Here is a 25,597-nt window from a genome sequence, read left to right as displayed (position 1 = left end):
GGCCGAGTGCACCTCATGCGGATAGGTTGCGCACATGCGGATAGGTTATGCACACGCGGATAGGTTATTAAGGTATCCAGATGCTCATAACCTATCCGCGTAGCCGTTTCCTATCCGCGAGCCCCAACGCGCTTACAGCTTGGCGCCCTCGAAGCTGAAGATGTCGAGGAACTTGCGCGCGCGATCCGAGGACGGGTCGGCGAAGAACTTGCGCGGCGGGTCGACCTCGACGATGCGGCCCTCGTCCATGAAGACGATGCGGTCGGCGATCGCGCGGGCGAAGCCCATCTCGTGCGTCACAATGAGCATCGTCATGCCGGTGCGAGCCAACTCGAGAACGACGTCGAGGACCTCGCGCACCATCTCCGGGTCAAGGGAGGCGGTGACCTCGTCGAGGAGGAGGATCTCGGGGTTCATCATGAGGGCGCGCACGATGGCGACGCGCTGGCGCTGGCCGCCGGAGAGCTGGCGCGGGTAGTCGTCGGCGCGGTCAGCCAGGCCGACGCGCTCGAGCAGTTTATGCGCCCGCTCCTCGGCGTCGGCGCGTGATTCTCCCGCGACGAGGCCGGGGGCGAGCGTCAGGTTCCCCATGACGGTCAGGTGGGGGAAGAGCTCGTAGGACTGGAAGACCATGCCGATGCGGCGGCGGACGCCCGGCCAGGAGACGCCGGGCGCCGCCAGGTCGGTCCCGTCGAAGAGGATCTGCCCGGAGTTGATCGGCTCGAGGCCGTTGATCGTGCGCAGCAGCGTGGACTTGCCGCAGCCCGACGGGCCAATGATGACGACAACTTCACCGTCGGCGACGTCGAGGGAGACGCCGCGCAGGGCGTGGTGCCCTCCCGGGTAGGTCTTGTCGAGGTCGACGAGGCGCAGCTGCGGGTCTTCCACGGACGAGGACGTGGCGCGCTCGGGCGAGGCCGCAGTGTCGGGGGTCAGTTCTGCCATGTTTTCTCCATGTGGCGTGAGAGGAGCGAGATGGGCCAGCAGATGAGGAAGTACAGCGCGAAGATCAGGCCGTAGATCCACAGCGAGGCGGTGGGGTAGTTGAAGCGGTTGGCGTCGATGATCTGCTGTCCGACTTTGAGGACTTCGACGACGCCGATGAGGACGACGAGGGACGTCGTCTTGATCATGCGGGTGATGAGGTTGACGGCCGGGGGCGCGAGCCTACGCAGGGTTTGCGGTAGGATCACGCGGCGCATGGTCTGCCTCGGGGAGAGTCCCAGAGCGTATGCGGACTCGTACTGGTGGCGGGGGATCGCGATGAGCGCGCCTCGCACGAGGTCGCCCATCTCGGCACCGCCCCACAGGGTGAAGACGAGGACGGACGCGGTGATGCCGTTCAGGTTAATCCCCGCGACGCGCGTGAGCCCAAAGTAGGCCACAAACAGCAGCACAAGCTGGGGCATGATGCGCACGAACTCGAGGTAGAGCTGCATGAGCCAGCGCAGGAGGCGCCAGCGCGAGCGCATGCCGAGGCCCACGAACACGCCGAGGATCAGGGACAGCACGACGGACAGCGCGGAGATTCCGATGGTGACGCCCAGGCCCTCGAGGATGCGCACGAGGTTGCGGCCTTCGAAGATGACGTTAATTCCCAAATCCGCCACGGCGCACCTTCTTTTCGACGAGTCGGGCCGCGATGGACACGGGCAGGAGGATCACCAGGTAGGCGAGGACCAGGAGGATCAGAGCCTCTGAGGTGTTGTAGGACATGCCGATGAGGTCTTTCGCGACGTACACGAGGTCGGGCAGCGCGACGACGGAGACGACGGAGGTTTCCTTGATGAGGAAGATGACGTTGGCGGCCAGCGGCGGCACGGAGGTCGCGATGGCCTGCGGCAGGGCGACGTGGCGCAGCGTCTGCGTGCGCGTGAGGCCGAGCGCCGACGCGGACTCCCACTGGATGGTGGCAATCGAGTCGAGGCCGGAACGCAGGGCTTCGGCCATGTAGGCGCCGCCCAGGAAGATCAGGCCGACAATCGCGCAGGTCTCACCGCTCCACTTGATGCCCACGCGCGGCAGGCCAAAGTAGATGAAGAAAAGCTGCACGAGCAGCGGCGTGTTACGCGACAGTTCGACGTAGGCGGCACCGATCTGAGAGGCGATCGGAATCCGGTAGTGCCGGATCGCAGCCACCAGGAGGCCGACAGCGAGAGAGCCGACGATGCCGATGGCCGCAATCCTCAGGGTGAGGATGGCGGCGTCGACGTAGAGGGGCGCGTATCGCGCCAAAATCTCAAGATTCATAAGCGAAATCTGGGACGAGGCCGTGGCCGCGCCGGGCGATCACCCGCGGCGGGCGGACCCGGGAGGGGCCACGGCCTCGTACCTGCGTCAGTTGGTGGAGGTGGAGGTGGTGTCCACGCCGCCTTCGACGACCAGGTCGTCGGGGGTCGCGGCGTCACCGTAGACGGGGGCGAGGGTCTGCTCGTAGTCCTTGTGGAAGAAGTCTTCCTTGCCGAGCTCGACGAGCTCGTTGTTCAGCCAGTCGAGGAGGGCGGTGTTGCCCTTCTTGACGGCGGCCGCGATGTAGCTGGTGTCGCCCAGGCTCTTGATGCCGACGCTGAAGCCGGGGTGCTGGATCGCCCAGGCGATGACCTCGGTGTTGTCGGTGGAGAAGGCGTCGCCGCGGCCGTCCTCGAGGGCCTGGTAGGCGTCGGAGTACTGGTCGTACTTCTGGAGCTTGACCTCGGGGTGGTTAGCCTCGAAGTAGGCTTCGGCGGTCGTGCCCTTGGTGACGATGAGGGTCTTGCCGGCCAGCTGGCTCACGTCCGTAATTTCCGCCGAGGTGGGCGAGACGACGCCGAGGGAGACCTTGAAGTAGGGGTTCGCGAAGTCGACCTTTTCGGCGCGCTCGGGCGTGACGGTGAAGTTCGCGAGGGTGATGTCGACCTTGTTGGAGGCGAGGACCTCGGTGCGGGCGGCGGCGTCGACGGGGACGTACTTGGCGGTGACGCCCAGGTCGGCGGCGATGCGGTCACCGTAGACGACGTCGTATCCGGCGGGCTTGCCGTCGGCGTCGATGTAGCCGAAGGGGGCCTTGTCGGAGAAGATGCCGATGACGATCTCGCCGGCTTCCTGGATCTGCTCGGGGGTGCGGTCGCCGACCTGCGCGCTCGAGGAGGACGAGGAGGTGGCCGCGCCACCGGAGCATGCGGCCATGCCGAGGGCTGCGACCATGGCGACGGCGGCCGTGGCGAGTCGAAGGAATGGCTTTGTGCGTGCGTGAGTGGCGCTCATAAGGGCTCCTAATCTGCGGTCTGGAATAAAGGACGCCGGGGCGTTCGTCCTCGGCGTTGGTGTCGATGCTTCCACCGCGGAACGACATTTGCGAGGGGCGTTTCCCGTTTTGAAACTATGTGACAAACGAATGGCAGGGCGATCGCCAGTATTCCGCTCCAGGACCTAGGGCCCAGAAAAACGTTAAAACCGTCACGCTACAGTGCGCCCGCTCGCAATTGGACGGACAGACACGCAAAAATTGCTCTCATGCCCAAGCTACCGCGCACAGTGAACTTCCCCGTGCCGGCGAAGCCTACCCGCTTTGAAATCGTTGAGGGGCTGCGCATCACGGCACCCGTGGCCGCCGGATACATCCCGCTCGGCCTGGCCTACGGCCTCCTGGTAGTTCAGCTGGGGATGCCATGGTGGATGGCGCCCGCCCTGTCACTGGCCGCCTACTCGGGGTCGGCCGAGCTCCTCGTCATTACCCTGGCCGCGCAGAACACGCCGCTGGCCGTCATCGCGGTGACGATGCTCCTGGTGAACTTCCGCCTCCTCTTTTTTGCGTTCTCGTTCCCGTTGCACGCGATCGAGGGACGTGTCGCGCGGCTCTTCTCGATGTACGCCCTGGTCGACGAGGCGTACGCCCTCACCGCCGCCCGCCCGAACGGGTGGACCAAGCCACGCCTCCTGGCGATGCAGGTCCTCTTCCATCTCACATGGTTCGTCTCGGGCCTGGTCGGAGTCTTCGCGGGCGCGCTTATCCCCACGCAGATCCAGGGCCTCGACTTCGCACTGACGGCCCTGTTCATCACGCTGACCCTGGACGCGGCGCGCACGAGGCGCGAGTTGCCCTCGATCCTCCTGGCTGGCGCATCCTTCGCTGTGGCCATGGTGGTGGCGCCGGGCCAGCGCCTCATCGTCGCGCTCCTCCTGTTCGTTGCCTGCCTGTCGGTGCGTCACGTCCTCCATCGACGAGGCATCCTGCGCTTCCCCGATTCCCTGCCCCCGAGCGGCGGGTCTGGTCAGGTCCGCCACGAAGGGAAGGCCTCGTGACTCCGTCTCTGCCCTACCTGCTGGCGATCCTGGCGATCGTCTTCGTCATCGACTTCACGCTGCGCGCGCTGCCGTTCAAGATCCTGGAGCCGCTGCGCGACTCGCGCTTCGTGGAAGATATGGCGGTGTGGATGCCGCCGGGGATCATGCTGATCCTGGTCCTGTCGACGCTGTCCCACAATGCGCAGGCGGCGGGCGGGCGCTGGTGGGCGGCGCTGGTGGCGACGGGCATTACCGTCGCGGTGCACCTGCTCAGCGGCCGCAAGCTCCTGTGGAGCGTCGGCGCCGGAACGCTCGCCTACATCGCGCTGCTGAACTGGCTCTGATGAACTGGCTCTGATGAACTGGCTCTGAGCCCCCCCAAAGTCGCAGGTAATTTAACTTGGTCATTTTTCGAGACACCCCGCAAACGTTGCAATCCCAACGACACGATTTCAAAGTCTGAAATACTCGCAGGGGAATTGCATGCGACATTGTTGGGGAACCATTCGCAACAGGCCCCCACTAGAGTCCCGGCGAGAGCGCGCAGCAGGAGGACCCGGCGAGAGCGCGCGGCAGGCCGGCTACGGCGCCAGTGGGTGTCGGCTGGGCCTGGCCGAGCGAGCCCAGCGCAGAAAAATGTCGCATGCAATTCGATTGCCTAAACTTTCAACATTCGCCACAAACGTTGCAATTCCAACGATGCGATTTCAACTTTTGAAACACTCCTCGGGGAATTGCATGCGACATTGTTGGGGAACCATTCGCAACAGGCCCCCACTAGAGTCCCGGCGAGAGCACGCAGCAAACCACCCCGCCCGAATGCCGTCCGACAACAAACGGGCACAACGGCACGGCGGCAAAACCGCTACCATTGTGCCCATGCACACAGAGTCGTACCTGCACCACGGACACACGGTCTACGAGCATCGCCTCCAGGTCCCCCTCGATCACCTGCGCCCGATCGGCCAGGACAACCCCACGATCGAGGTCTTCGCACGCGAAGTCGTGCGCAAGGGCCACGAGGACTCCCCCTACGCGGTATTCCTGCAGGGCGGCCCGGGCTACCCGAGCCCGCGTTTCGGCACGTTTACCGGCGGGTGGATGAACCGTCTCCTGCAGGACTACCGCGTGGTGCTCCTCGACCAACGAGGCACAGGCCAGTCCACGCGCATGGACGCCCAGGCGCTCTCCCACCTGGCCACGGACGAGGAGAAGGCCGCGTACCTGCGCTACTTCCGCCAGGACCAGATCGTCTACGACGCGGAGGCGCTGCGCCGCGAGCTGTGCGGGGAAGACCCGTGGACGACGCTCGGCCAGTCGTTCGGCGGCTTCATCACGACCTCGTACCTGTCGCTGGCCCCCCAGGGACTGAAGGCCAGCCTGATCACGGGAGGCCTGCCCGGCCTCGTCCACGTGGACGACATCTACCGCCTCACCTATGAGCGCACGGCGGCTCGCAACCGCGCGTACTTCCGCCGCCACCCCGGGGACGAGCGCACGGTCCGCGAGCTGTGCGCGCACCTGACGGACACGGAGGAGACGCTGCCGATGGGCGAGCGCCTCTCGCCGACCCGCCTGCGCATGATCGGCATGATGCTGGGCGGCCAGGGCAACACGGACCAGCTGCACTACCTGCTTGAGGGCCCGTGGACGTCGGTTCGAGGCCAGCGCCGCCTCTCGTCGCAGTTCCTGGCTGCGATCGGCGCGCAGGTGGACGTCGCGCCGATCTACGGGGTGTTCCAGGAGTACATCTACGCGTGCGCGACGCCGTCCCTGGCGGGTACGGCGACGCTCTGGGCGGCGGATCGCCTGGCCGAGGAGGTCCCGGGCTTCGCGAAGGACGCGGACCCCCTCGACGAGCGCGAGCCGTTCTACCTGACGGGCGAGCACTTCATGCGCCGCGTCTTCGACGAGGACCCGGGCTTGGCACCCCTGAAGGGCGTCGCCGAGATCCTCGCCTCGACGACGGAGGCCGCCCCCGTGTACCTGCCGGACGTGCTGGCCGAGAACACGGTGCCGGTCGCGGCGGCCGTCTACTACGACGACATGTTCGTGCCGCGCGAGCTGTCCTTGGACACGGGCGACCTGATCGGCGCCCACCACTACATCACGAACGAGTATCAGCACGACGGTTCCGCCTATTCTGGCGGAAAGGTCGTCTCTCACCTGCTTGACCTGCTCGCGGACTGACCCGCGAGAGACGCTTCACTGAAAGGACTGGCCATGGCCTCGCCTCACTCCTGCCCCTGCCCCTGCTCCGTGTCCCTGCCGGTGAGCCCGACCCGCGCCGCGGGTATCGCGGTCGGCGCGGGAGCGACGCTCGCCTGGTACGCGCTGCCCGATTATGTGCGCTCACGCCCGCTGCGTGCCCTCGTGAAGACGGGCCTGCTGGGGGCGATCGGCTGGTCGATCGTCACGATGCTGCCCGAGGACGGGGAGCTGCCGCCCTACGACGACGAGACGGACTGCTCGAAGGGGTCGCCGGTGGCCGGCGAGGATCCGCTCACGGGTGTCACGGAGGCGGAGCCGCGCGAGCTGGCGGTTCTGGCGGGCGCGGCGCTGGGGTCGGCGATGATCACGGTCGGCGTGGAGCGGTGGTTGTTCCGCCGCGGGGAGCGCCGCCGCGCGGAGGGCGTGCGTTTCGCTCACACGAGGCAGGGGCTGGTTCTCGGTGCCCTGGAGGCGGTCGGAGCCGTGGCAACGCTCGCGGGCGAGGCGGCGTCTTCCGCTCGGGACGAGGCCTAGGCACGCTTTCGGGGGCGCCGCCGCCCCGGGGCACTGAGGCGCGTCGGCTCGTCACGCCCGCAAGCCTGCCGCGCGCTCGCACGCCGCGCATCGGTGCACAGTGGGCGGCTCTAGGCTCTAGCTGATGCCGCTCATGATGCAGATGAGGAAGAAGCCGACGATGACGACGGCGTACACGCAGGCGATGGCCTTGGCGCGCAGCTCGGGGAATCGTCCGCCGAGGCGCATGAAGGACAGGCGCACGCCTCGCGGCAGGGTTCGGTTGAACATGGAGATTTGGGCAGCCATGTATGCGCGAACGCCGATGACGGAGGCGATGTAGAGCAGGAAGACCCCCCAGCGGGCGCCGGGGAAGAGGGATCGGGCGACGCACACGTAGAAGAGCAGGCAGCACACGCCGGAGGCGGCGGCGAACTTCCCGGCTGTGGTCACCACGGCGCGCACGCGGCGCAGCATGGTGCGGTAGGCGGCGGCGACGGGGGGCTGGATTTCGATCTGGTAGGAGGATCGTCCCGCGCCCCTGAGGGGGCGCAGCAGGCTGTCGTAGGCGGTCTTCGCTTCCTCACAATCGGGGTTGAGTTTGTTGGCTAGACGGAAGGCCCACTGCGCGGCGTCGGGGTTGACGGGTTCCCAGACGCGCCCGTAGGCCATGAGGAGTTCGATGTCGTTGCGGTAGGTGTCGGTGGCGAGGTCGGCGGGGCCGCGGGCTTCCTCGTATCGCCCGAGGGCGACCAGGGCGAGGGCGAGTTCGCGCGCGATCGCCGGGTTGTTGGGGTGGATGCGCGCGCCGGACGAGGCCGTGGCGGCGGCGTCGGTGGCCAGCCCCTGTCGGCGCTGAGCTCGGGCCATGAGGGCGAAGGGGTCGGCCATGTCGTCGCCGTAGGAGTGGGCGCGCGTCGCGTATTCCTCGCACAGGGGGTAGAGGCGGAGGCGGTCGGCGCAGGCGGCGGCCTGGATGTCTCGCCGGTAGCAGGCGTCCTCGCCAACCACGTCGATGCGTTCGAGGATGGTGAGGGCGGCCTCGTAGTCGTTTTTGGCGAGCGCAGCGTCGGCATCGGCGAATGTGGGCGTCGTCATGGCGCATACGATACCGCCCCTCACTCGTCCGAGGTGACCTCGTCCACGAAACACGTGCGAATCTCAGAACGCGTCCCCAGAACATCAACGCCTACCTAGCACGACGTCGAGGCAACCGATAGCCCTCCCCCTCGTGACGAGGCCTGGGTGAAGACCTGGGCACGCGCCACTCACGGATCGCTAACGTACTACCCAATCGATCACCTGCTTATTTATCTTCAAGTAGGTGGCCAGGTCGTCGTACTGACCGGCATGGTTATCGCGTTCTACGAGGGTCCGCGCCAAAGCGAACCATCGGCCCGCGCCGGGTTTTACCAGCTTGAAGGCGGTGACGAAATGCTGCCAAGCAACCGCCTGAGGCGTACCGCTGGTCTCGGAGTGAATCATCGCAAAATGGATAGCGCAGTCGACGAGCTCCTCCAGGTCGGCGACCGTGTATGCCCGCGTTTTGCGAACCAGGAAGTCGATATCAATACCCTCCACATGATGTTTTGCGAGATAGCGAGTGAGGATCGCGCGGCGTGCGGGTTCGTCGGGAGGCAGGATGGCGATGGATTGGTCGAAGCAGCCCGGCTTACGCAGGTATTGCGACACATCCCACGGCCTGTCGGTCGAGGCCAAGAGGAACACGCCCTCGTTATTGTCGAACCTTATCGCCGAGTAGAGCTGGTTATTGAGCACTGTCCATTCATCGTGAACCGTCAGGCTGTGTTTGAGGCTAATGGCGTCAACGTCCTCAAGGAAAAGGACAACGGGAGCATTCTTGCGGACCGCTTCGAAGAACGAATAGAGGCTGAACGGGGAACCCTCGGTGTACCGCGCCCGAAGGTCGGCGAGCGAGACTGACATGAATGACGCCCCAACGTCGCCCGCGAGCGAGCGCGCAATGAAAGCCTTTCCGCAATTCGGGGGGCCGTAGAGCAGGATGCCTCCTGGGAGGCTCTTACCGGAGAGTCCGACGCCGTCAGCGCCCCTCAGCGGGTCCAGGAATACCTCGGCGAGACGGTCTTTCACATCCTGCATGCCCTCAACGTCAGCCAGGGTCGTGGTGGGGGTCTCGACCTCCCAGACCACTTCGGCGGGAGGTTCGGGCACACCGAGGCCGGTCCGCATGAGGGAGAGGGCGTGCGCGTTGGTGGGGTCTGAGGCCAGGACGACATCGACGTGGGGGACGGCCTCACCGCTACGCCCCTGCGCGATCAAAAGCTCAGCGAGGTGGAGGCGCAGCGGCCGATCCTCAGGCGCCGCGCGAACAGCGGCGGTGAGAGAGTCGATGAGGGGGCTCGTCATGCCCACAAGCCTACCGCCCACGAGCCACGCGTCGGTACGCGAGGAGCGCGGCCCTACCCGCCGCCCTGCACCAAGGATGCGAGGATGAGGCCGACGAAGGCTGTGGTGAAAAAGGAGATGTAGACATTGTCAGCCACATCATGCCACCGGATGTTGAGGCCTAAGAAGGTCAGGCGCACGCCTCGCGGCAGGGTTCGGTTGAAGGTGGCGACCTGGCGGCCCATGTGGAGGTAAATATCGGCGATGGGGGCGATGTACAGCAGGAGGACCAACGGGCGGGCGCCGTAGGACATGAATCGAGCGAGGCACAGATGGTACAGAAGTAAGCAGCCCAGGCCGGAGATGAAGGGGAGCTTCATGAGCTTGGGAGCAGCCTTTGCCGGCCATGGTCGCGGCCTGGATGTCTCGCCGGTAGCAGGCGTCTTCGCCAACCACGTCGATGCGTTCGAGGATGGTGAGGGCGGCCTCGTAGTCGTTTTTGGCGAGCGCAGCGTCGGCATCGGCGAATGTGGGCGTCGTCATGGCGATTACGATAGCGCCCGCGTGCCCTCCTGCGTGAGCGCGTCCACGAAACGCACATCCCCGGGTGAACGCGCCGGGCGTACCCCGCGGGTATCCTGATGGGAGCAGCGCGAGGCAACCCCGGCCTCGTCCGTTCAACACCGCACATAGAGGAGCCCCCATGGCGACCGAGCCCGTGTTCGAGGCCATCAACTGGAACAAGATCCAAGACGACAAGGACCTTGAGGTCTGGGATCGCCTGACGGGCAACTTCTGGCTGCCTGAGAAGATTCCGCTCTCCAACGACCTGCCGAGCTGGAAGACCCTCAACAAGGATGAGCAGCTCATGACGAACCGCGTGTTCACGGGCCTGACCCTCCTGGATACGCTTCAGGGCACGGTCGGCGCGGTGTCGCTGATCCCGGACGCGCGCACCCCGCACGAGGAGGCCGTCTACACGAACATCGCATTCATGGAGTCGGTGCACGCGAAGTCTTATTCGTCGATCTTCTCCACCCTGCTATCCACGGAGGAGATCAACGAGTCTTTCCGCTGGTCGAATGAGAACGCGGCCCTGCAGAAGAAGGCCGAGATCATCAAGTCGTACTACGACGGCAACGACCCGGAGAAGCGCAAGGTCGCCTCGACGATGCTGGAGTCTTTCCTGTTCTACTCGGGCTTCTACGCGCCCATGTACTGGAGCTCGCACGCGAAGCTGACGAACACGGCTGACCTGATTCGTCTCATCATCCGCGACGAGGCCGTCCACGGCTACTACATCGGCTACAAGTATCAGCTGGCCGTGAACGAGTCGAGCGAGGAACGCCAGGATGACCTGCGCGATTACACGTACGCGCTACTGTACGAGCTTTACGAGAACGAGGAGCAGTACACGGAGGACCTGTACGATCCGCTGGGCCTGACCGAGGACGTGAAGAAGTTCCTGCGTTACAACGCGAACAAGGCGCTCATGAATCTGGGGTACGAGGCCTTGTTCCCGCATGACGCGACCGACGTGAACCCGGCGATCCTGGCGGCCCTGAGCCCGAACGCGGACGAGAACCACGACTTCTTCTCGGGGTCCGGTTCGTCCTACGTGATGGGCGAGGTCGTGGACACCGAGGACGAGGACTGGGACTTCTGATCCCCACGCGGCCGGGCACATTGTCGTGCCCGGCCGCGTCATATGCCCGGCCGCATTGTCTGTGCGCGCTCCCTTTCTGTGGATTCCCACCCAAATGTCGCATGCAATTCCCCCGGGTCAGTTTTTAACACCGCCTACAAACGTTGCAATTCCAACGATGCGATTTCAATGTTTGAAATAATCGCGAGGGAATTGCATGCGACATTGTTGAGGAACCACGGGACCACGACTGCAGGAATCTGGCGGGTGCCCGGCCGCGTCGTCTATGCGCGACCCCTTTCCGGCGTTCCCCCCAAAAAAGTCGCATGCAATTCCCCCGGGTCAGTTTTTAACACCGCCTACAAACGTTGCAATTCCAACGATGCGATTTCAATGTTTGAAATAGTCGCGAGGGAATTGCATGCGACATTGTTGAGGAACCACAGGATCGGGACGAAGACCGGGACGAAGACCAGGACAAAGACCGGGACGAAGACCAGGACGAGGACCGAGACGAGTGCCGGGGGTGCCCGCCGATTGGCGGGCACCCCCGGTGCGCACAAACAGGCGGCCTATCAGGCCATCACAAGGCCTCTGCGACGCCACGCGCATGCGCCGGCGAGGCCGAGCAGGCACGCGGCCACAGCGAGGTAGGGATACACCCCGGCGGCGCCGGCCTTGGGCAGGGTGCCGACCTGCGTGTCGACGACGCGGATACCGGGCAGGGCGGCGTCGCCGCTCGCGTCGGCGTCGGCGGGCAGGACTCGCACGGAGGTGAAGCCTTGGTCCGGTCCATAGTCGGCCACGACGACGGTCGAACGCGCGTCATCGGTCCCCACCTCGATGTGGAAGGGAACGGGGCGCGGCAGCAGGACGTGGCCCGCCGGCGCGCGGGTCTCGACAAGCCAGTAGGTGACGCCCTTCTCCAAGGACGAGACCACGAAGCTGGATCCACCATCAAGGACGCTGACCGGGGTTCCGCTGAGCTCCGCGTTGTCGTAGATCGCGAAAGCAGCGCCGTCGAGCGGGTAGGTGCCGTCATCGTTGGGCGTGCCCACGGGCTGGGTTCCGGCTTTCTCGACGCGGATCGAGCGCGGGCGAGCGGGTGCACAGGCCTCGTTGTTGGCGCTGCCGTCGTGATCCTTGGGTCCGGCGACCTCGTTGTAGAGGCCGTGGCCCGGAACGAGGCGCTCATTCTCGGTGCGGCATTCGAGCAGGGTCTCCCTGTACCCCTCGGCGCTCTTGTCGCGCGCGACGGTGAAGCGAATGAACCACGTAACGGAGGCGCCCGGCTCGATGTCGGTCCCCTCGGTCAGGACGTAGTTTTCGGTTGCGGGCAGCGCGGGGGCCTGGTCGATATTCTCGGGTTCGGTCGTGATGCGCGCGGATTGCACGGTCAGTCCCGGCGCGAAGTCGGGACGGTCCACGACGCGCCCGGTGGACCCCTTGACGTTGCCGTCGTTGGTTGCGGTGATGCGATAGGTGACGGTGATCGTGTCGGTCGTCTCGCCCTCAACGGCATCGAGGCTCTTGTCGAGGCGCAGGTTCGGCGACTGCTTTTGGTTCGTGAAGGTACACGTGATCGGCAGTGCCGCGGGGGACGAGGCCGGGGCAACCTCCGAGAAGTCGACGCCGCCGGTGGTCGCGTCGCGTGTGACGTTCACGCGCTCGCCCACGCCGTTCAGGCAGGTCACGTCGGTCATGGCCCACACGGGGCTCCCCTCCAGCTCACTGGTTTCCCAGGTGGGCCCGAAGTAGCCGGGCTTCGGGGAGTACCCGGGCAGGACGGGGCCGGTCTCGGCGATGACGAACTTCGACTGGCCGGGGATGAAGGCCTTGAAGGACGAGGTCGCGGTGCCGCCAGCGCCGTAGCCGGTGGGGGTCAGCTGCGCATCCGAGAAGGAGCCCGCCTCCACGAAGCCGTCGGCGGCCACGAGCGTCGTGTCCGGGGTTCCGGTCATGCCGGCCCAGCCATCGCCGACCCGCGTCGTGAAGGTGAAGGGCGGGATCGTGCCGCCCACGCCCTCGGAGTCCTCGGTGATCGCCTTGGCGACGCGCACGTAGCGCTCCTGTTGGAACGACCCATACATGCAACCAAATGACGACCTGTTCTCCTTCGTCACGAACGTCGCCACCGGCTCCACGCCCGCCGGGGGCGCGGCGGGGCAGTTGCCGTCCGCGTTGGGCACGAAACCGTAGATGAAGAGGCGGTGCGGCATCCCGTTGATGATGACGGTCTTCTCCGACGAGGTCTTACGGATCGTCAGGATGTCGTCGGAGTCCGGGGTCTGGCCGGGGACGCCGGCGTTCTCGCGGTAATTCCTGGGTTCCCTGTTCGCGGCGGGCGGGTTGGGATTCTTGTAGATGTCCGCATCGCCCTTGCCAGTGCCCACATACTCGTAGCAGTACCAGTTGGCCTTATCCCCTCGCTTGCGCGCCTTGTAGGGCGCGCCGGGGGGACAGTAGGTCCCGCTGCCTTCGATTCTGTACCTGTAAGGACCTCCGGCGCGGGGCACCGCGGTCGTCTCCGTGTCGTTCGTCGTCTCGTACTGGTCGAAGGGGAAGGACTCCTCCAGGTCACCGATACGAATGTCGAAGGAGGAATGGACCCAGTCGTTCCACGTAAGAATCGTGAAATTGTTGTGGCGCACGGCCCCGATCAGGAATGGCTCACCCAGCGTCACCGTTCCGGGATCGTTGGGCTTGAAGCCCAGAGCACTCGTCGTGGAGGCGGAGATGTAGTACGGACTGTATTCAGCAGTAGCTGTGTAGGGCTTTCCTCGAACGATGTAGGACCAGTAGTCCCCACTCTCAGCCACGGATGCTTTCAGCCACGGCTGAACCTGAGTGCCGCTGGTGTGCTTGATCGACGACTGGTTCGGGTCGCTCGAGTTGTAGCGCGACTGGCCGCGCACAACACCGAAGTAGCCGTTGTCGGACACGAAGGTTGTGCGATCTCCTTCAATGTTGTTGATGACGGTGGCGCCGATACGCCCCTCAGCGCGATTAAACGAGGTCGTGGTCACGCCGGGCGTCTCGAGGGGAGCCTCGGCGTGGGCGGGCTCGACCGCGGAGGTGAGCGCGGGCAGTGCCGAGGCGGCGGCGAGCGCCCCGGCGATCAGGGCGCGAGTGAGAAAACGACGAGGCCTCGGACCGCGGGTGCGGAGGGAGGCCTCGGGCGCGTATCGCCCTCGCGGAGGAGCGGTGTCCGCCAGGCGAGCACTGCTCACAGCTTCGTCATGGTGCATAGTTCCCCCAGTTAGCAATAGTTACCACGCCACCCTAGCAAGTCCCGTCAATTAATGAGTAAGTTGTGGCAGATATCATCGTATTCGAGTTTTACCAGCGCTTTTATGACCGTCGAGCATACGTCTATATTCCGCGTTAATTCCACACAGGCTCAGATTGGCACATCAACGAACACCGCTGACAAGCAGTCAACGCCAGACGCGCCACCAAGAGAACACCCCTCTCACTTTGTTTGCTCCACCACACTTATAGTCACACGTGTAACATGTGCACCAGCTGTCACAGGCGCATCATGGCGCGGTATTCCCCGCCATCACGCGCATTGCGCGCGACGACCAGCGCCACCCCACATCGGGAACATCCCGACAGTTGGGGCACCGGCGCTTACTATCGCCGCTAAACTGGGACCGGAAGCGGCCTCGCTTCCACACACAACGTACGTCGCGCACACCGCGCGGGGGAATGAGGAGAGCACGACTATGAGCATCTTCGACCGCTTCGAGAGCGCCGTTGAGCGAGGCGTCAACGGCGCCTTCTCGCGCGTGTTCCGGTCGGGGATCAAGCCCGTGGACATCACCACGGCGATCCGCCGCGCCATGGACGAATCCGTCCAGGAAGTCTCCGCAACTCGCATCATCGCCGCCAACCACTTCACCGTCTACGCCTCGCGCACCGACCTCACCTCACTCGAAGCATCCCTCGACGTCCTCGCCGACGAATTCGCCCAACAGGCCACCGAACACGCCTCCTCCAACGGTTACTCCCTCCTCGGCCCCGTCACCATCGAATTCATCGCCGACGCCTCCGAACCCAGCGGCACCCTCAAAGTCGACGCCGAAAACCGGCGCGGACCCGCCGCCCCCGCCACGGCCTCGTCCGCATCCCCCGAACACCCCATCATCGACGTCGACGGCGACAAGTGGCTCCTCACCGAGCCCGTCACCGTCATCGGGCGCGGCTCCGAAGCAGACATCGTCGTCAACGACTCCGGCGTCTCACGCCGCCACCTCGAACTGCGCATCACCCCCACCGGGGTCATCGCGACCGACCTGGGATCCACCAACGGCACCTTCGTCGAAGGCCACCGCATCGACGCAGCAACCCTGCTCGACGGCAACCAAATCGTCATCGGACGTACCAAGATCCTCTTCTGGACACACCCAGACCAGAGCGGAGTTTAATGAAGTGACCACTGATCTCGCATTTACCGTCTTCCGCATCGGGTTCCTGGTGCTGCTCTGGCTCCTCGTGCTCGCCGCCGTCAACACGCTGCGACGCGACATCTTCGGCACCGTCGTCACCCCGCGCGGCAAGGGACGCGATAAGGCCGCTTCGCGCCGCAAAGCCTCGCGCGAGAAACGCAAGAACAAGAAGCGCACCTCCACCAACCCGCTGGCCCCCAAGGACCTCCTGGTCACCGGCGGGCCGCTCGTGGGCACCATGCTGCCCCTCGGCGAAGCCCCCATCGTCATCGGCCGCTCCCCAGCGTGCACCCTCGTCCTCGAAGACGAATACGCCTCCAGCCGCCACGCAGCCCTCACCCCCCAGTCCGACGGCTGGTGGATCGAAGACCTCTCCAGCCGAAACGGCACCTTCATTGACGACGAACGCCTGAGCCAACCCCGCCAGCTCAAGATCGGCGACGTCATCCGTATCGGCCAGACCACGCTCGAATTGGTGGGTTGACATGTCAGCAAAAGCCGTTCAATTCCACTACGCTGCCCGCTCCGACGTGGGCCTGGTGCGCTCCAACAACCAGGACTCCGGCTACGCCGGCGCCAACCTCCTGGTCCTCGCCGACGGCATGGGCGGGCCCGCCGGCGGCGACATCGCCTCCTCGGTCGCCCTCGCCCACCTGGTCCCCCTCGACACGGACTCCCACCCCGCGGACTCCATGCTCCCACTCCTGCGCGAGGCCCTCCTCGACGCGCACGAAGAACTCACCGACCGCTCCAGCCGCGACCGCGACCTCGAAGGCCTGGGCACCACCTGCATCGCCCTCATGCGCTCGGGCAACCGCCTGGCCATGGTCCACATCGGCGACTCGCGCGCCTACGTCCTGCGCGGCGACACGCTCACGCAGGTCACGACCGACCACTCCTTTGTGCAATACCTGGTCGACACCGGCCAGATCACGCCCGAAGAGGCCGAACACCACCCCAACCGCAACGTCGTCCTGAAGATCCTCGGCGACGCCCAGGCCGACGTCGCCCCCGACGAGACGATCCGCGAGGCCGTCGTCGGCGACCGCTGGATGCTGTGCTCCGACGGCCTCTCCGGCCTGGTCTCCCCCGAGACGATCGGCCAGGTCATGGCCGACATCAAGGACCCGGGCGAATGCGCCGAAGAGCTCATCCGTCTGGCCCTCCTGGCCGGCGGCCCCGACAACATCACCTGCGTCATCGCGGACATCGTTCCCGCCGGCACCTACCCGCCCGCGCCCCCGCAGATCGTCGGCGCCGCTGCCATCGACCGCAACGCCAAGTCGCGCGGCGGCGAAGGAGCGGCGGCGCGCGCGGCCGCCCTGGGGGCCAAGGCCTCGGGAGACGGAACGGACGAGGACGAGGCCCCCCTCGAGCTCAAGCCCCGCTCCTCCTGGTGGACGCCCGTGTTCGTCTCGCTCGTCACCGTCCTGGTGGTCGCGGCCTCCTGGCTGTCCTGGAAGTGGACGCAGACCCAGTACTACGCGGTCGGCCAGGACGGGTACGTCGTCATCTACCAGGGCATCCCCCAGTCAATCGGCCCGTGGAAACTCTCCCACGCCATCGAAGTCTCCGACGTCGCGCTCGCCGACCTGTCCCCCGTGGACCGCCAGCGCCTCGACACCCCCGTCCTGCGCTCCTCGCGCGCCGACATCGACTCCTACATCGCGGGCCTCAAGCGCTCCGCCGTGACCCCCGCGCCCTCCGGCGCCCAGTCCGGCGCCCAGTCCGGCGCCCAGTCGGGCAACCCACAATCCGGGGCGCAGAGCGGAGGCGAATCCTGATGGCAACCGTCTCAATCGCCCCCGCGAGGCCGCGCCGCTTCCTTGAGCTCGGCCTCATGGGCCTGGCTCTCGCGGTCGGCATCTCCGGCTACGTGCTCACCTCCCTGAACTACACGGGCACCATCCCCGCGAACCTTCTCACGCAGGTGGGCGTGCTCGTCGCGCTCGCCATCGTCGGCGAGATCGGCGTGCACTTCCTCGCGCCCTACGCGGACCCGGTGATCCTGCCGATCGCCGTGGCGCTCACCGGGCTGGGCTTGGCGATGATCTACCGCCTGGACCTGTCCTACGCACGCAGGGACGAGGCCGTGGTCGGCTTCCGGCAGGCGCTCTTCGTGGGCATCGCGATCGTCATCGCCGCCATCATCCTGATCACCCTGCGCGACCACCGCATGCTGCGCCGCTACACCTACACCTTCGGCGCGCTCTCCCTCTTCCTCCTGCTGCTGCCGATGATTCCCGGCCTGGGCCAGGAGACCTTCGGCGCGCGCGTGTGGATCCACCTGGGCCCCATCTCGATCCAGCCGGGCGAGCTCGTCAAGATCACGCTGGCTATCTTCTTCGCCGGCTACCTGGTCACCAACCGCGACAACCTGGCGATCGGCGGCCGCAAGGTCCTGGGCATGCGCCTGCCGCGCGCCCGAGACCTCGGCCCCATCATGGTCGTGTGGCTCATCGGCATCGCGATCCTCGTCCTCCAGCGCGACCTGGGCACCTCGCTGCTCTTCTTCGGCCTCTTCGTCGCCATGCTGTACGTGGCCACGAACCGCGTGTCGTGGCTGGTCATCGGCTTCGCGCTCTTCGTGCCCGCCGTCGCCATCGCCGTGCACTCTTTCGCACACGTCCAGACGCGCTTCAACGTGTGGCTGCACGCCCTGGATCCGGATATCTACGACTCCGGCTCCTACCAGCTCGTGCAGGGTCTCTTCGGCCAGGCCTCGGGCGGCCTCATGGGCACCGGCTGGGGCCGCGGCTACCCGCAGCTGGTGCCGCTGGCCAACTCCGACTTCATCCTCTCCTCCTTCGCCGAGGAGCTGGGCCTGACGGGCATGGCGGCCATCCTCGTCCTGTACCTGATCCTCATCCAGCGCGGCCTGCGCGCCGCCCTGACGGTGCGCGATGGCTTCGGCAAGCTCCTGGCCACCGGCCTGAGCTTCTCCCTCGCGATTCAGCTCTTCGTGGTCCTCGGCGGCATCACGCGCATTATTCCGCTGACGGGCCTGACCGCCCCGTTCCTCGCGGCGGGTGGCTCCTCGATGGTGTCCTCGTGGATCACCGTCGCGCTGCTGATCCGCGTCTCCGACGCCGCGCGTCGCCCGGCCTCGACCCCAGCGCCGTGGAACTCGGGCATCCAGCCGGCCGTGGGAGTGGGTGAGTAAGGCGTGAATAACCAGATTCGCAAGATTTTCGTCATCGTCCTGCTGATGTTCGCCCTCCTCGGGGTGGGTGTCACGAACACGCAGTTCATCTCCGCGTCCTCGCTCAACGAGGACCCGCGTAACCAGCGGACGATCCTGCACGCGGCAGAAACCGACCGCGGCCCCATTATCGTTGACAAGACCGCCATCGCCTCCTCCGAGCTCGAGGACGGCTCCAAGCGCTACGCGCGCTCCTACTCCGAGGGGCCCCTCTACGCCCCCGTCACCGGCTACTTCTCGTCCGTGGGCAACGCGTCGACCGGCATCGAGGCCGCCGAGGAGGATGTCCTGGACGGCCAGTCCCAGACGCTCCTCGGGCAGCGCCTGCGTAACCTCCTGACGGGCCAGAACCGCCAGGGCGGCGGCGTCGAACTCACGCTCAACTCCCAGATGCAGAAGGCCGCCGCCGAGGCGCTGGGCGACCGCAAGGGAGCCGTCGTGGCCCTGGACGCGACGACCGGCGCGGTCCTGGCGATGTACTCCTCGCCGAGCTACGACCCCAATCAGCTGGCCTCCTCGGACGCGACCGAGGTGTCCCAGGCCTTCTCGACCCTGTCTGCTGACCCGAACAACCCGCTGACGAACCGGGCCATCTCGCAGCGCTACGCCCCCGGCTCGACCTTCAAGGTCCTCACCACCGTCGCACTGTTCGAAAACGGCCTGGCTGCGCCGGACACGCGCATGCCCTCACCCGTATCGACCACCCTGCCGGGCACGGCCACCGAGGTCTCCAACATCGAGTCATCCACCTGCGGGGACGGCAACCCGACGCTCACCGAGGCCTTCGCGCGCTCCTGCAACACGACCTTCGTGCTGGCCTCCCAGCAGCTGACGAACCAGCAGCTCATCGACGTCACCAACCGCTTCGGATTCGGCCGCGAATCGCAGATTCCCCTGACCGTGACGCCCTCCGTGTTCCCCTCCGACGCCGACGCGGCCCAGCTCGCCATGAGTTCCATCGGCCAGTACACGGTCCAGACCACGCCCCTGCAGATGGCGCAGGTCGCCCAGACGGTCGCCAACGGCGGCCAGATGATGACACCCTACCTGATCAAGTCGATCGTCGACGCCGACAACCAGGTCGTGCGCACGACCGCCCCCACGGACGGCGGCCGACCGATCTCCGCGGAGACGGCCTCGAAGCTGACCACCATGATGGAGGCCGTCGTCTCCCAGCCCTACGGCACCGGCTCCACGATGGCGCTACCGAACGTTGCGGTCGCAGCCAAGACGGGCACCGCCGAGACGGGCGAAGGCGACCGCGCCAACGCGTGGGCCATCGGATTTGCCCCCGTCACCAACCCGAAGATCGCGTTCGCTGTCCTCGTCGAGGGCGACGACAACAATCCCACACCGCACGGCGGAGACGTGGCCGGCCCGATCGCCCGGGCCATCCTGGAAGCGGGGCTCTCGTGAGCGTCCAACGCATGACATCCGGTGCCGGGCGGGTGCTCGGGGGGCGCTACACGCTGCTCACCCCGATCGCCCAGGGCGGCATGGGCGAAGTGTGGAAGGCCCGCGACCGGGTCAGCGGCCACATCGTCGCCGCGAAGGTCCTGCGCCCCGAGCTGGCGGGCGAGGAGCTCTCGCTGTCGCGCCTGCGCCTCGAGGCCCGCAACTCCATGTCGATCTCCCACCCGAACATCGCGAACACGCAGGATTCGGGCGAGGAAGATGGCATCGGCTGGATCATCATGGAGCTCGTCGACGGATACCCGCTGACAGACTACCTGCGCGGCGGCTCACGCATCGAACCCGAATACCTCATTCCGATCCTCATCCAGGTCGCGATGGCCCTCGGCGCTGCGGCCCGCGCGGGCGTCGTGCACCGCGACATCAAGCCCGCGAACATCATTGTTCGCCCCGACGGTATGGTGAAGCTGACGGACTTCGGCATCTCCCGCACCCGCAACCAGGTCAACCTGACAGCCGCCGGCATGGTCATGGGCACCGCCCAGTACCTGCCGCCCGAGCAGGCTATGGGCGAATTGGCGACCCCCACCGGAGACCTCTACGCCCTCGGCGTCATCGCCTACGAGGCAGCGGCGGGTCGACGCCCCTTCACGGGCGAGACGCAGGTGGACATCGCGTTCGCCCACGTCAACGACCCCGTGCCTCCGCTGCCGGATTTCGTCCCCGAGCCCCTCGCCGACGTTATCTTGCACCTGCTGGAAAAGGATCCCGCCAAGCGCCCCGAGTCCGGTTCCGCGGCCGTCCGCGAGATCGCCGGGGCTGCCAAGGCCATGGGCATCTCCGTGGCGCCTCGCCCGCTGCCGCTGCCGAAGGCCGCGCAGCGCCCGGCCGAGACCCGCACGCCCGTCCAACCCTCCGTGCCGATCCTCGCACCCGTGCGTCACCTGACTCGCCGCACGCTGCCCGACGAGATGCTCCAGCCCCCGTCGGGCCTCACCCCCCGAGTGCGCGCCATCACGGGACGCCACGCGGCCGTCCCGCGCATCATCGACGAGGCCACCACGATCGCGCCCTCCTCCTCGATGATCCCGATCACCGGTCGCCACGCGACCGTCCCGCGCATCATCGACGAGGCCCCCGCTCCCCCGGTCCAGCGGCCGGTGTCCGCGCCCACTCGGGTACGGCGCATCCGCCCCGACGCGACGGGCGAGCACGCCCCCGCCTCCTCGAGCTCCCTGACCTCCACGGGCCGCCACGCCGCCGTGCCCCAGCCAGAGTCCGCCCAGGCCTCGATCCCCACGCGCATCGTCGCGGCTCGGCCCGCGCCGCAAGCCATCCCTGAGGCGCCCACAACCCGGCACGCCGCGCCACCGCCAGCCGCCCCCGGCACGCCCGCAGAGCCTTCGCGCACTCGCGCCGCTGGCGCAGCGCCCATTCCCGCGGCACCCGCCCAGGCCTCGCCTCCGGAGGCGGCCCCGCTCACGGCTGCCCCCACGAAGGCCGCGCCCGAGCAAGCCAGCCCCGAGAAGGCTGCGCCAGCCTCGGACACCCCCGCACGCCCGGACGCGATCCCCGCCCCGCCCTCGTCAGCGCAACCCGCACAACCGCAGGACCGCCACGCCGCGCTGACCGAACGCCTGCGCCAGCGCGCCCAGCACCGCCAAGCCGAGGACGCCGCCGAAGAACAGCGCCGCGCGCAAGTCGCCCGCGAGGAGGAACGACGCCAGCGCGAGCTGCGCGAAGCACGCGAAGCGCGCCAACGCCGCGAGGCACGCCAACGCCGCGACGCCGAGCAGGCTCAGCGCCAGGCCGTGCGCTCCGGCGCACCCGTGCCCTCCCGCCGCTCGGACGGACGACGCGCCGCGGACGCCACGGCCTCGTCCCCCACACCGACGACCACCGGCTCCACGCCGCGCGTCTACGGAACCGTGCCCCAGCCCCGCAGCAAGAAAGCCAACACTCGCCCGCGGCGCTCCGTGTACGAACCCCGCCCCGAGAAGAAGACCCGCGGCCCCCAGTGGCACGAACTCGACGCACGCTCCGTCGACCGGAAACGACCGATCGCAAAGACCGCGTACTCGCGCAGCGTCGTCGCACCGCCCGTCCCGGCGAGCAAGAAAATCATCCGCGCGGCGATCATCGCACTCATCGCGATTGCGCTAATCGTACTCGCAGCAGTTACGATCAAGTACATGCTGAGCTCCCTCATCCAAACCAACGCGGGGGCAAACATTATCGAGGAGGTTAGGACATGGCAGAGCCCATGGCCCACCGTCTAGCTGGCCGATACGAGGTCCGCTCGCTCATCGGGCGAGGCGGCATGGCCGAAGTCCACCTGGGCTTCGACACCCGCCTCTCGCGCGTCGTCGCCATCAAGATGCTGCGGCGCGACCTGGCGCAAGATTCGATCTTCCAGGCACGCTTCCGCCGCGAAGCTCAGTCAGCGGCATCGCTGAATCACCCGAACATCGTCGCCGTGTACGACACCGGCGAGGAGATCATCGAAGACACGACCGGCCGCTCGATCGCGGTGCCCTACATCGTCATGGAGTACGTCGAGGGACACACCGTCAAGGACCTCATCTCCGACGGGACGGCCGTACCGATCAACGAGGCCATCGAGATCGTCTCCGGCGTCCTGTCCGCCCTGCAGTACTCGCACGCCAACCACCTGGTGCACCGAGACATCAAGCCGGGCAACATCATGCTGACCTCGGACGGCAAGGTGAAGGTCATGGACTTCGGCATCGCCCGAGCCCTGACCGACTCGCAGGCGACGATGACTCAGACCAACGCGGTCGTCGGCACAGCGCAGTACCTCTCCCCCGAGCAGGCGCGCGGCGAGACCGTTGACGAGCGCTCCGACCTGTACTCCACCGGCGTCGTCCTCTTCGAGCTGCTGACCGGCCGCCCTCCCTTCAAGGGCGATTCCGCGGTGGCCGTCGCCTACCAGCACGTCGAGCAAATCCCGCCCACGCCCTCGTCGATTCTCTCCGACATCCCGGATTCCCTGGACCGCGTCGTCCTCAAGGCCCTGGCGAAGAACCGCGACGACCGCTACCCCAGCGCCGCCGCCATGCTCTCCGACCTGCAGCGCGTGGCTCGCGGCCTGGACGTGGGCGCCCCACCCACCGACTCCTGGGCGACCGAGGTGCTGCCCGCCGCCGGCATGGCCGGTGCGCGTACAGCTGCCACCACCCCGATGGCCGCCGTCACCCCCCACACCGTCGCCCCACACGCTGCCGCCCCCGCCGGGGTCGCGGCGACCTCGACGTCCCTGCCCGCCGTGGCGACTGACGACGCGGCCAACGCCGCCGCCAAGGCACGCAAGCGCCGCACAGCGATCATCGCGTCCCTCGTCCTCATCGCCCTGCTCCTCATCGGAGGCAGCGTGTACGCGCTCACGCGCGGCGCGTCGACGGCTGAGCCGACGGCGGTTCCCAACGTCGTCGGCCTGTCGCAGGCCGACGCGAAGGCCCAGATCGAAGCCGCCGGCTTCACGTGGGAACTCAACCCCGACAAGGTCGCCTCCGACACCGTGGAGGCCGGATCCGTCGTCTCGACTGACCCGGCCGCGGGCACATCCGCCGAGAAGGGCGCCACCGTGCGCGTCACCATTTCGTCGGGCCCCGACTCCGTCGTCGTGCCCGATAACCTGGTCGGCATGAGCCCCGACGAGGCCCGCAAGGCCATCGAGGCCCAGGGGTTGAAGTTTGAGCAGAGCTCGAAGACGGTCGCGTCCGACACCGTGCCCGAGGGCAAGGTCGCCGAGACCAACCCCTCCCCCGGCACGAAGGTGAAGGCCGGCCAGACCATCACCGTGTCCCTGTCCTCGGGCTCCTCCGAGGTCGAGGTCCCGGATCTGCAGGGCATGAGCCAGGACCAGGCGCGCAGCGCCCTGAAGTCCGCCGGCCTGGAGCTCGGTAACGTGACAAGCGTCGATTCCGATAAGGAGAAGGACCGCATCGTCTCGCAGGATCCCGCGACCGGGACGAAGGTCAAGAAGGGTACGAGCATCGCCGTGTCCGTGTCCAACGGCAAGAGCGCGCAGGTGGAGATCCCCTCCGTCGTCGGCATCGGCCGTGACGACGCCGAGGCGCAGCTCAAGGCCCTGGGCTTGACCGTCACCGTCGAGGAAGTCGCGGGCTCGCAGCCCGCCGGCCAGGTCCTCTCTGTCGAGCCCGGCGAGGGCTCGAAGGTGGACAAGAACTCGACCGTGAAGCTGAAGGTATCCAAGGGCTCCCAGGGGAACACCCCCAGCCCGAGCCCCACGAAGAGTCACTGACGCGCGCCGCGCGAGCGGCACACACCGCCCCTGCGGCACACGCGCATCGAGGCCCGCACTCACAGGAATCCTCCTGAGGTGCGGGCCTCGTCGTATCCCGCGTGTGCGGTGGGGTGTGTGGTGAGCCGCACGCGCTTACTCGGCGGTGAGCTCGGGCGTGCGTGGTGAGGCCACGAGCGCCCCGATCCTGGCCACAACCTCGTCATCGAACGCTTCCACGAACACCTATCCCGAACCGAGCCGGCCCTGATGCGGATAGGTGCTGTGCTGCGACGCGGGCCTCACTGCATGCGGGCGCGGCCAACACGCGAGGCGGGAAAGCCGGCCCTGATGCGGATAGGTTGTGACGATGTGGATAGGTTGTGACGATGTGGATAGGTTATTGACATCCGGATAGGTTAATAAGCTATCCACATACGCATAACCTATCCAGATGCTCGTAACCTATCCGGATGCACGCGCCCACAAGCACGCCTGCGGCACGGTAGTTGCCACGCGGACTGCAGAATCTACAGCGTGAAACGCTCCGCGACGACGGGCTTCAGGGACACGGCCCGCTCGCGTGCGCCAGCGTCACCGCAGGCGGCCAGCCAGTTGGCGAACATGAGGTGCCCGGACTGGGTCATGACGGACTCGGGGTGGAACTGGACGCCCTCAAGGGGCAGGGAGCGGTGGCGCACACCCATGATGATGCCGGACTCGGTAGCCGCGGAAACCTCGAGCTCGTCGGGCATGGTCGCGGGGTCGATCGTCAGCGAATGGTAGCGGGTGACGGTCAGCGGCGAGGGCACGCCCTCGAACACGCCACGCCCGTCGTGCGTGATGACGGAGGTCTTGCCGTGCATGAGCTCGGGTGCGTGCCCGACGGTCGCGCCGAAGAGCTCGCCGAGGGCCTGGTGGCCCAGGCACACGCCCAGCATCGGGATCTCACGCTCGGCGCAGTCGGCGATGGTCTGCAGGGAGGCGCCGGCGCTCTTGGGGTCGCCGGGTCCGGGGGAGATGAGGACGCCGTCGTAGCCGGCCTCGAACCACGCGGGATCCACGACGTCGTTGCGCACCACGTCCACGGCGGCACCCAGGTGACGCAGGTAGCCCACGATCGTGAAGACGAACGAGTCGTAGTTATCGACGCAGAGGATTCGTGCCATTGCCGGTCCTTTCATGTACGAGGCCGTGGCCCCTTCTCCGGCCTCCATCGTAGGGCGCTCCCCCAGCGGGCGCGCGGGCGCCGTCCGTTCTCCGGGCGC

At 66.8% G+C, this 25,597-nt stretch carries 22 protein-coding genes; 13 read left to right on the top strand and 9 right to left on the bottom strand.

Annotated features, from left to right (window positions below; translation table 11 throughout):
• Positions 1-132: 132 nt before the first annotated feature.
• From QU663_RS00530 to QU663_RS00515, 4 genes are all read right to left on the bottom strand, one after another.
• Positions 133-945 carry an amino acid ABC transporter ATP-binding protein gene (locus tag QU663_RS00530; protein WP_021611561.1) on the bottom strand — a complete coding sequence of 271 codons (813 nt, stop codon included), beginning with the start codon at positions 943-945 and terminating at the stop codon, positions 133-135.
• On the bottom strand, positions 933-1,610 hold the full coding sequence (locus QU663_RS00525; protein WP_021611560.1) for an amino acid ABC transporter permease: 678 nt from the start codon (positions 1,608-1,610) through the stop codon (positions 933-935). Before QU663_RS00525 ends, QU663_RS00530 begins: the two co-directional genes overlap by 13 nt.
• Positions 1,591-2,250 carry an amino acid ABC transporter permease gene (locus tag QU663_RS00520; RefSeq protein WP_021611559.1) on the bottom strand — a complete coding sequence of 220 codons (660 nt, stop codon included), beginning with the start codon at positions 2,248-2,250 and terminating at the stop codon, positions 1,591-1,593. The genes QU663_RS00525 and QU663_RS00520 overlap by 20 nt, the downstream gene beginning before the upstream one ends.
• Before the next feature lie 87 nt (positions 2,251-2,337).
• Positions 2,338-3,243 carry a cysteine ABC transporter substrate-binding protein gene (locus tag QU663_RS00515; protein ID WP_021611558.1) on the bottom strand — a complete coding sequence of 302 codons (906 nt, stop codon included), beginning with the start codon at positions 3,241-3,243 and terminating at the stop codon, positions 2,338-2,340.
• Between the two features lie 249 nt (positions 3,244-3,492).
• On the opposite strand from QU663_RS00515, the gene QU663_RS00510 reads away from it, so the two are divergent.
• From QU663_RS00510 to QU663_RS00495, 4 genes are all read left to right on the top strand, one after another.
• Positions 3,493-4,281 (top strand): AzlC family ABC transporter permease, encoded by a 789-nt coding sequence (locus QU663_RS00510; RefSeq protein WP_021611557.1) that lies wholly within the window; start codon positions 3,493-3,495, stop codon positions 4,279-4,281.
• Entirely contained in the window at positions 4,278-4,607 is a 330-nt protein-coding gene (locus QU663_RS00505) for a branched-chain amino acid transporter permease (RefSeq protein ID WP_021611556.1), read from the top strand. The genes QU663_RS00510 and QU663_RS00505 overlap by 4 nt, the downstream gene beginning before the upstream one ends.
• A gap of 535 nt (positions 4,608-5,142) precedes the next feature.
• A complete protein-coding gene (locus QU663_RS00500; RefSeq protein WP_021611555.1) occupies positions 5,143-6,453 on the top strand; it encodes an alpha/beta fold hydrolase in 1,311 nt (436 codons plus the stop codon).
• 33 nt (positions 6,454-6,486) lie between these two features.
• Positions 6,487-7,008 (top strand): hypothetical protein, encoded by a 522-nt coding sequence (locus QU663_RS00495; protein WP_034480947.1) that lies wholly within the window; start codon positions 6,487-6,489, stop codon positions 7,006-7,008.
• A 117-nt stretch (positions 7,009-7,125) separates the two neighbouring features.
• Here the strand turns inward: QU663_RS00495 and QU663_RS00490 are convergent, their stop codons facing one another.
• The 3 genes from QU663_RS00490 to QU663_RS00480 all read right to left on the bottom strand — a co-directional run bounded on the left by QU663_RS00490 (position 7,126) and on the right by QU663_RS00480 (position 9,734).
• Entirely contained in the window at positions 7,126-8,085 is a 960-nt protein-coding gene (locus tag QU663_RS00490) for a M48 family metallopeptidase (RefSeq protein ID WP_021611553.1), read from the bottom strand.
• A gap of 180 nt (positions 8,086-8,265) precedes the next feature.
• Entirely contained in the window at positions 8,266-9,375 is a 1,110-nt protein-coding gene (locus QU663_RS00485) for an ATP-binding protein (protein ID WP_021611552.1), read from the bottom strand.
• Between the two features lie 53 nt (positions 9,376-9,428).
• Entirely contained in the window at positions 9,429-9,734 is a 306-nt protein-coding gene (locus QU663_RS00480; RefSeq protein ID WP_296490358.1) for a hypothetical protein, read from the bottom strand.
• Between QU663_RS00480 and QU663_RS00475 the strand changes: the two genes are divergently transcribed.
• Entirely contained in the window at positions 9,733-9,996 is a 264-nt protein-coding gene (locus tag QU663_RS00475; protein WP_021611549.1) for a hypothetical protein, read from the top strand. The two genes, QU663_RS00480 and QU663_RS00475, sit on opposite strands and share 2 nt — an antisense overlap.
• A 61-nt stretch (positions 9,997-10,057) precedes the next feature.
• Positions 10,058-11,020 (top strand): class 1b ribonucleoside-diphosphate reductase subunit beta, encoded by a 963-nt coding sequence (nrdF, locus tag QU663_RS00470; RefSeq protein ID WP_021611548.1) that lies wholly within the window; start codon positions 10,058-10,060, stop codon positions 11,018-11,020.
• A 554-nt stretch (positions 11,021-11,574) separates the two neighbouring features.
• Here the strand turns inward: nrdF and QU663_RS00465 are convergent.
• Complete coding sequence (locus tag QU663_RS00465; protein WP_021611546.1) at positions 11,575-14,247, bottom strand: SpaA isopeptide-forming pilin-related protein; 2,673 nt, start codon at positions 14,245-14,247, stop codon at positions 11,575-11,577.
• A 480-nt stretch (positions 14,248-14,727) separates the two neighbouring features.
• On the opposite strand from QU663_RS00465, the gene QU663_RS00460 reads away from it, so the two are divergent.
• From QU663_RS00460 to pknB, 7 genes are read left to right on the top strand one after another with little or no spacing between them, the layout of a single operon-like run.
• Entirely contained in the window at positions 14,728-15,429 is a 702-nt protein-coding gene (locus tag QU663_RS00460; RefSeq protein WP_021611545.1) for a DUF3662 and FHA domain-containing protein, read from the top strand.
• Between the two features lie 4 nt (positions 15,430-15,433).
• Positions 15,434-15,934, top strand: a complete 501-nt coding sequence (locus QU663_RS00455; RefSeq protein ID WP_021611544.1) for an FHA domain-containing protein — start codon at positions 15,434-15,436, stop codon at positions 15,932-15,934.
• Position 15,935: 1 nt separating this feature from the next.
• The gene (locus QU663_RS00450; protein ID WP_021611543.1) at positions 15,936-17,234 is read left to right on the top strand and encodes a PP2C family serine/threonine-protein phosphatase; all 1,299 of its coding nucleotides are present in this window, start codon (positions 15,936-15,938) and stop codon (positions 17,232-17,234) included.
• Positions 17,234-18,613: an FtsW/RodA/SpoVE family cell cycle protein gene (locus QU663_RS00445; RefSeq protein ID WP_021611542.1), complete on the top strand. Its 1,380-nt coding sequence runs from the start codon at positions 17,234-17,236 to the stop codon at positions 18,611-18,613. Before QU663_RS00450 ends, QU663_RS00445 begins: the two co-directional genes overlap by 1 nt.
• Positions 18,614-18,616: 3 nt before the next feature.
• Positions 18,617-20,068 carry a penicillin-binding protein 2 gene (locus QU663_RS00440; protein WP_021611541.1) on the top strand — a complete coding sequence of 484 codons (1,452 nt, stop codon included), beginning with the start codon at positions 18,617-18,619 and terminating at the stop codon, positions 20,066-20,068.
• An 11-nt stretch (positions 20,069-20,079) separates the two neighbouring features.
• On the top strand, positions 20,080-22,344 hold the full coding sequence (locus QU663_RS00435) for a serine/threonine-protein kinase (RefSeq protein WP_304990609.1): 2,265 nt from the start codon (positions 20,080-20,082) through the stop codon (positions 22,342-22,344).
• Positions 22,317-24,350 (top strand): Stk1 family PASTA domain-containing Ser/Thr kinase, encoded by a 2,034-nt coding sequence (gene pknB / locus QU663_RS00430; protein ID WP_021612144.1) that lies wholly within the window; start codon positions 22,317-22,319, stop codon positions 24,348-24,350. The genes QU663_RS00435 and pknB overlap by 28 nt, the downstream gene beginning before the upstream one ends.
• A gap of 509 nt (positions 24,351-24,859) precedes the next feature.
• Here the strand turns inward: pknB and QU663_RS00425 are convergent.
• Positions 24,860-25,546, bottom strand: a complete 687-nt coding sequence (locus QU663_RS00425; RefSeq protein ID WP_021612142.1) for a gamma-glutamyl-gamma-aminobutyrate hydrolase family protein — start codon at positions 25,544-25,546, stop codon at positions 24,860-24,862.
• Between the last annotated feature and the right edge of the window lie 51 nt (positions 25,547-25,597).

The organism is Schaalia sp. HMT-172 (assembly GCF_030644365.1).
GTDB lineage: Bacteria > Actinomycetota > Actinomycetes > Actinomycetales > Actinomycetaceae > Pauljensenia.
Note: the sequence above shows the minus strand (reverse complement) of the source record. Positions and strands in the feature narration are given on the sequence as shown.

What these genes read in the sequence shown, in the direction of transcription:
- QU663_RS00530 (WP_021611561.1), bottom strand. Translation starts at nt 945, where the DNA reads ATGGCAGAACTGACCCCCGACACTGCGGCCTCGCCCGAGCGCGCCACG.
- QU663_RS00520 (WP_021611559.1), bottom strand. Translation starts at nt 2,250, where the DNA reads ATGAATCTTGAGATTTTGGCGCGATACGCGCCCCTCTACGTCGACGCC.
- QU663_RS00515 (WP_021611558.1), bottom strand. Translation starts at nt 3,243, where the DNA reads ATGAGCGCCACTCACGCACGCACAAAGCCATTCCTTCGACTCGCCACG.
- QU663_RS00510 (WP_021611557.1), top strand. Translation starts at nt 3,493, where the DNA reads ATGCCCAAGCTACCGCGCACAGTGAACTTCCCCGTGCCGGCGAAGCCT.
- QU663_RS00500 (WP_021611555.1), top strand. Translation starts at nt 5,143, where the DNA reads ATGCACACAGAGTCGTACCTGCACCACGGACACACGGTCTACGAGCAT.
- QU663_RS00495 (WP_034480947.1), top strand. Translation starts at nt 6,487, where the DNA reads ATGGCCTCGCCTCACTCCTGCCCCTGCCCCTGCTCCGTGTCCCTGCCG.
- QU663_RS00490 (WP_021611553.1), bottom strand. Translation starts at nt 8,085, where the DNA reads ATGACGACGCCCACATTCGCCGATGCCGACGCTGCGCTCGCCAAAAAC.
- QU663_RS00485 (WP_021611552.1), bottom strand. Translation starts at nt 9,375, where the DNA reads ATGACGAGCCCCCTCATCGACTCTCTCACCGCCGCTGTTCGCGCGGCG.
- QU663_RS00475 (WP_021611549.1), top strand. Translation starts at nt 9,733, where the DNA reads ATGAGCTTGGGAGCAGCCTTTGCCGGCCATGGTCGCGGCCTGGATGTC.
- QU663_RS00480 (WP_296490358.1), bottom strand. Translation starts at nt 9,734, where the DNA reads ATGAAGCTCCCCTTCATCTCCGGCCTGGGCTGCTTACTTCTGTACCAT.
- nrdF (WP_021611548.1), top strand. Translation starts at nt 10,058, where the DNA reads ATGGCGACCGAGCCCGTGTTCGAGGCCATCAACTGGAACAAGATCCAA.
- QU663_RS00465 (WP_021611546.1), bottom strand. Translation starts at nt 14,247, where the DNA reads ATGCACCATGACGAAGCTGTGAGCAGTGCTCGCCTGGCGGACACCGCT.
- QU663_RS00460 (WP_021611545.1), top strand. Translation starts at nt 14,728, where the DNA reads ATGAGCATCTTCGACCGCTTCGAGAGCGCCGTTGAGCGAGGCGTCAAC.
- QU663_RS00450 (WP_021611543.1), top strand. Translation starts at nt 15,936, where the DNA reads ATGTCAGCAAAAGCCGTTCAATTCCACTACGCTGCCCGCTCCGACGTG.
- QU663_RS00445 (WP_021611542.1), top strand. Translation starts at nt 17,234, where the DNA reads ATGGCAACCGTCTCAATCGCCCCCGCGAGGCCGCGCCGCTTCCTTGAG.
- QU663_RS00435 (WP_304990609.1), top strand. Translation starts at nt 20,080, where the DNA reads ATGACATCCGGTGCCGGGCGGGTGCTCGGGGGGCGCTACACGCTGCTC.
- pknB (WP_021612144.1), top strand. Translation starts at nt 22,317, where the DNA reads ATGGCAGAGCCCATGGCCCACCGTCTAGCTGGCCGATACGAGGTCCGC.
- QU663_RS00425 (WP_021612142.1), bottom strand. Translation starts at nt 25,546, where the DNA reads ATGGAGGCCGGAGAAGGGGCCACGGCCTCGTACATGAAAGGACCGGCA.